Annotated in this window: 3 protein-coding genes; 1 reads left to right on the top strand and 2 read right to left on the bottom strand. The window is 68.1% G+C overall.

Features of this window, described 5'->3' with window-relative positions; genetic code table 11:
- Positions 1-723 (bottom strand): calcium-binding protein (locus AC3XYG_RS16025; RefSeq protein ID WP_489140845.1); only part of this gene is annotated, 723 nt, incomplete at its 3' end.
- Between the two features lie 266 nt (positions 724-989).
- On the opposite strand from AC3XYG_RS16025, the gene pdxR reads away from it, so the two are divergent.
- Entirely contained in the window at positions 990-2,504 is a 1,515-nt protein-coding gene (gene pdxR, locus AC3XYG_RS16030) for a MocR-like pyridoxine biosynthesis transcription factor PdxR (protein ID WP_489140846.1), read from the top strand.
- 34 nt (positions 2,505-2,538) lie between these two features.
- Here pdxR and AC3XYG_RS16035 read toward each other — a convergent pair.
- On the bottom strand, positions 2,539-3,964 hold a 1,426-nt coding region (locus AC3XYG_RS16035; protein ID WP_489140847.1), incomplete at its 5' end, for a calcium-binding protein.

Raw genomic sequence — 3,964 nt, forward strand, 5'->3', positions numbered from 1 at the left:
GTCGTCGCCCGCGCCGCCGAGGAGCGTGTCGTCGCTATCCTTGCCGTACAGCACGTCCGCACCGTCGCCGCTGTCCAGCGTGTTCGCACCGCCATCCCCCGTCAGCCGGTCGGCGAAGGCCGAGCCGGTGACATTCTCGATCAGGACTAGCGTATCGCCCTGGGCGTCGCCGCCCGTGCCGGTGCCAGCGGCGAGATCGACCTGGACGGCCGCGGCGGAACCCGTATAGCTCGCCGTGTCGATGCCGTTGCCGCCATTCAGCGCGTCGACGCCGCTGCCGCCGATCAGCAGGTCGTTGTCGTCGCCGCCGAAGAGCGTGTCGTCGCCATCGCCGCCGTCGAGGGTATCAGCCCCGCCGAGCGCGGAGATAAAGTCCGAGCCGCCGCCGCCATCCAGGACAGTGGCCCCGGCATCGCCGACCATGCTGTCGCCGAAGGCCGAGCCGACGAAGATCTCGATCCCGGTGAAGGTATCGCCCTGGGCGTCGCCGCCGAGGTTGAAGCCGGAGAACAGGCTGATGGCGATCCCGGAGGGCGAGTTGTCGTAATGCACAGTATCGATCCCGGCGCCGCCGTCGAAGGCATCGGCGCCGCCCAGGCCCGTCAGCGAGTCGTCCCCGTCCCCGCCATTGATGATGTCGATGCCATCGGGATTGAGCGGATCGCCCGGATTGGTCCCGGTGAGGATGTCGTTGCTGGCAGTGCCGTTGAGGGTCTGGGTCATCGGAAGCCTTCAAATGCCGTCATCGTTCCGCCGGATCGGTCATCGTCGTGCGGTTGGGTTTCAAACCGGCCCCGCACCGAGGCGTGCAGCCAAAGAAATCGATTTATCAGGCATCCTGGACATTCCGGTGGGTCAAGATGCAGGCAATCTGTGGTGCCAGATGCGCCTGCGATGAGTCCAGATTGCCCCTATCGATGAGTCCAGATTGCGTTAGGCGCAGAAATACGATCATATGCAACCAGCGGTCGAGAGTGCGGGAGAGGCGTGTGGCTGCCGACGACATTCTGTGGCGGCAGTTGGTGACGCTGTCGCGCCGGCCGGATCTTACCTTGCAAGTTCAGTTGCGCGGCGCGATCGCCCAGGCCGTGCTGGATCGCCGCCTGCCGCCGGGGGCCATGCTGCCGTCATCACGCCGGCTGGCCGAAATCCTGGGCATCAGCCGCAACACCGTGATCCTGGCCTATGACCTGCTGGCCGAGGAAGGCTTCATCAAGGCGGAAAGCCGGTCGCGGCATACGGTCGATCCGGCGGCGCTGGAGAATGCGGCCCGGGCCGCCGGGGTGCGCCCCGCCCCCCCGGTGCGGCGGCCGGACTGGGCCACCAGGCTGGCCAGCCGGCCATCCCGCCACCGCTACGTCATGTCCAAGCCGGCCGACTGGTACAATCACCGCTATCCCTTCATCTACGGCCAGCCGGACCCGACCCTGTTTCCGACCGCGGAATGGCGCGAGGTGGCACAGCTCGCCCTGCGCTCCGTCGCCATCCGCGACTGGGCCGGCGACCATGTCGATTCCGACGATCCCCTGCTGATCGAGCAGTTGCAGAAGCGGGTGCTGCCGCGCCGCGGCATCTGGGTGTCGCCGGACCAGATCCTGGTCACGCTGGGGGCACAACAGGCGATGCACCTGGCCACGTCCCTGCTGCTGAACCAGGACCGGTCGGTCGGGCTGGAGCAGCCGAGCTATCCCGACCTGCGCAACCTCTGCCGGCAGCTCGGCACCCGCATCGTCAACCTGCCCGTGGACGAGCACGGGCTGCGGCCCTCCGGCGCCTTTGCCGATTGCAACTGCCTGTTCGTCCAGCCGAGCCACCAGAACCCGACCAATGTGACCATGCCGCTGGCCCGCCGGCAGGAGGTGCTGCAGGCGGCCGCGGTGCATGACCTGGTGGTCGTGGAGGATGACTACGACAGCGAACTGGCCTTCGTCGGCGATGCGCTGCCGGCCCTGAAGTCGCTCGATCGCGACGACCGGGTGATCTATGTCGGCAGCGTGTCGAAGACCCTGGCCCCGGGGCTGCGGCTGGGCTTCATGGTGGCGGCGCCGGAATTCATCGCCGAGGCACGGGCAATGCGGCGGCTGACGGTGCGCCACCCGCCCGCCAACAACCAGCGCACCGTGGCGCTGTTCCTGCAGCTCGGCCATCACGACGCCGCGATCAAGCGGCTGATCGCGGCCTACCGCGACCGGGCCGCCGCGATCGGCGAAGGGCTGCGGACCTATTTGCCCGAGGTCCGGTTCAACCCCCCGACCGGTGGTGCCGCCCTGTGGGCCGAAGGGCCGGCGGGCGTGTCGATGGAGGCGGTGGCGATGGCCGGCGCGCAGCAGGGGCTGCTGTTCGACCCCGGGGCGGTCTTCTTCGACCACCCGGTGCCGCCGGAAAACTTCTTCCGCCTGGGCTATTCCTCGATCCCGGTCGACCGCATCGAACCCGGGATCCGGCTGCTGGCACAGCTGATCCGGGCCGAACGGCGCGGCAGCCACTACGCCGGTGTCGGCTGACGGCGGGACGGGTGCTGCCGCCCGGTCCGGATGGTCAGAGGACGAAGTCGCTGGCGGTCAGGGCATGGTCGGAAATGACGTTGATGATCGAATCCGGGGTCTTGTCGCCGTTGACTTCGAGATAGACGCCCTGGATGCCGTTGTGGAAATCCACGATCCGGATCTCGCCGGCATGGCCGGTGAAGCCGCCCGTGCCGAATGAGAACGCGGTGTCGCCGTTGGTGTCGTTGCCGTCGGCATCGATGGCGCTGAGGTCAATCTTGTCGCCGGTGGTGAAGTCCGCAATCACATCCTTGCCCGATGCCGCCACCGTGCTGTCGGCGATGCTGGCGTAGACGAAAATGTCGTTGCCGGCCCCGCCCTTCAGCAGGTCGGCCCCGAGCCCGCCGGTGAGGATGTCGTCGCCGGCGCCGCCCGACAAGGTGTTGGCGCCGGCATCGCCGGTCAGCACGTCATTGTGGTCTGAGCCGTAGACGTTCTCGATCCCGGTCAGCGTGTCGGCCTGGGCATCGCCGCCCGTGCCGAGGCCGGTCGCCAGGTTGACCGTCACGCCGGCCGTAGAGCCGGCGTAGCTGACGGTGTCGTTGCCGGCACCCCCATCCAGGGTGTCGGCCCCGGTGCCACCGATGAGCAGGTCGTTGCCGTCGCCGCCGCTGAGCTGGTCGTCGCCGGTGCCGCCGGTGATGGTGTCGTTGCCGGTGTCGCCGAAGACGATGTCGTTGCCGGTGCCGGCATCGATCGAGTCATCACCGGTGCCGCCATGGATGGTGTCAGCGCCATCGCCGCCGACGAGGCGGTCATTGCCGTCGCCACCATCGAGATTGTCGTTGCCGCCTTCGCCCGAGAGGGTGTCGTTGCCGCCATTGCCGACCAGCACGTCATCGCCGAGCTCACCGCCGATGATGTTGGCGTTGTTGTCGCCGGTCAGGTGATCGGCGTTGCTGGAGCCGTAGAGGTTCTCGATGTTGAGCAGGATGTCGCCCTGGGCATCGCCGCCTGAGGCGGTGTGGGCCAGAAGGTCGACATTCACCCCGGCGGCGGAGCCCTGATAATTGGCGTAGTCCGAGCCGCTGCCGCCGTCCAGCGTGTCGGCCCCGGCCCCGCCATGAAGCACGTCGTTGCCTTCGCCGCCCAGCAGCACATTGGCGTTGGCATCGCCGGTCAGCTTGTCGGCCAGGGACGAGCCGGTAATGTTCTCGATGCCGCTCAGCGTATCGCCCTGCGCGTCGCCCCCAAGGCCGGTGCCGAGCATCAGGTCGATCGTCACCCCGGCCAGCGAGCCGGAATAATCCGCCGTATCGATGCCGGCACCGCCGACGAGCTGGTCCGCCCCGGCCCCACCGGTCAGGTGGTCATCGCCGAAGCCGCCCAAGAGGATGTCGTTGCCGGCCAGCCCGTCGATGGTGTCGTTGCCGTCCGATCCGAGCATGCGGTCGTCGCCCGCATCAGCCCACAGCGAG

This window comes from Inquilinus sp., assembly GCF_057815775.1.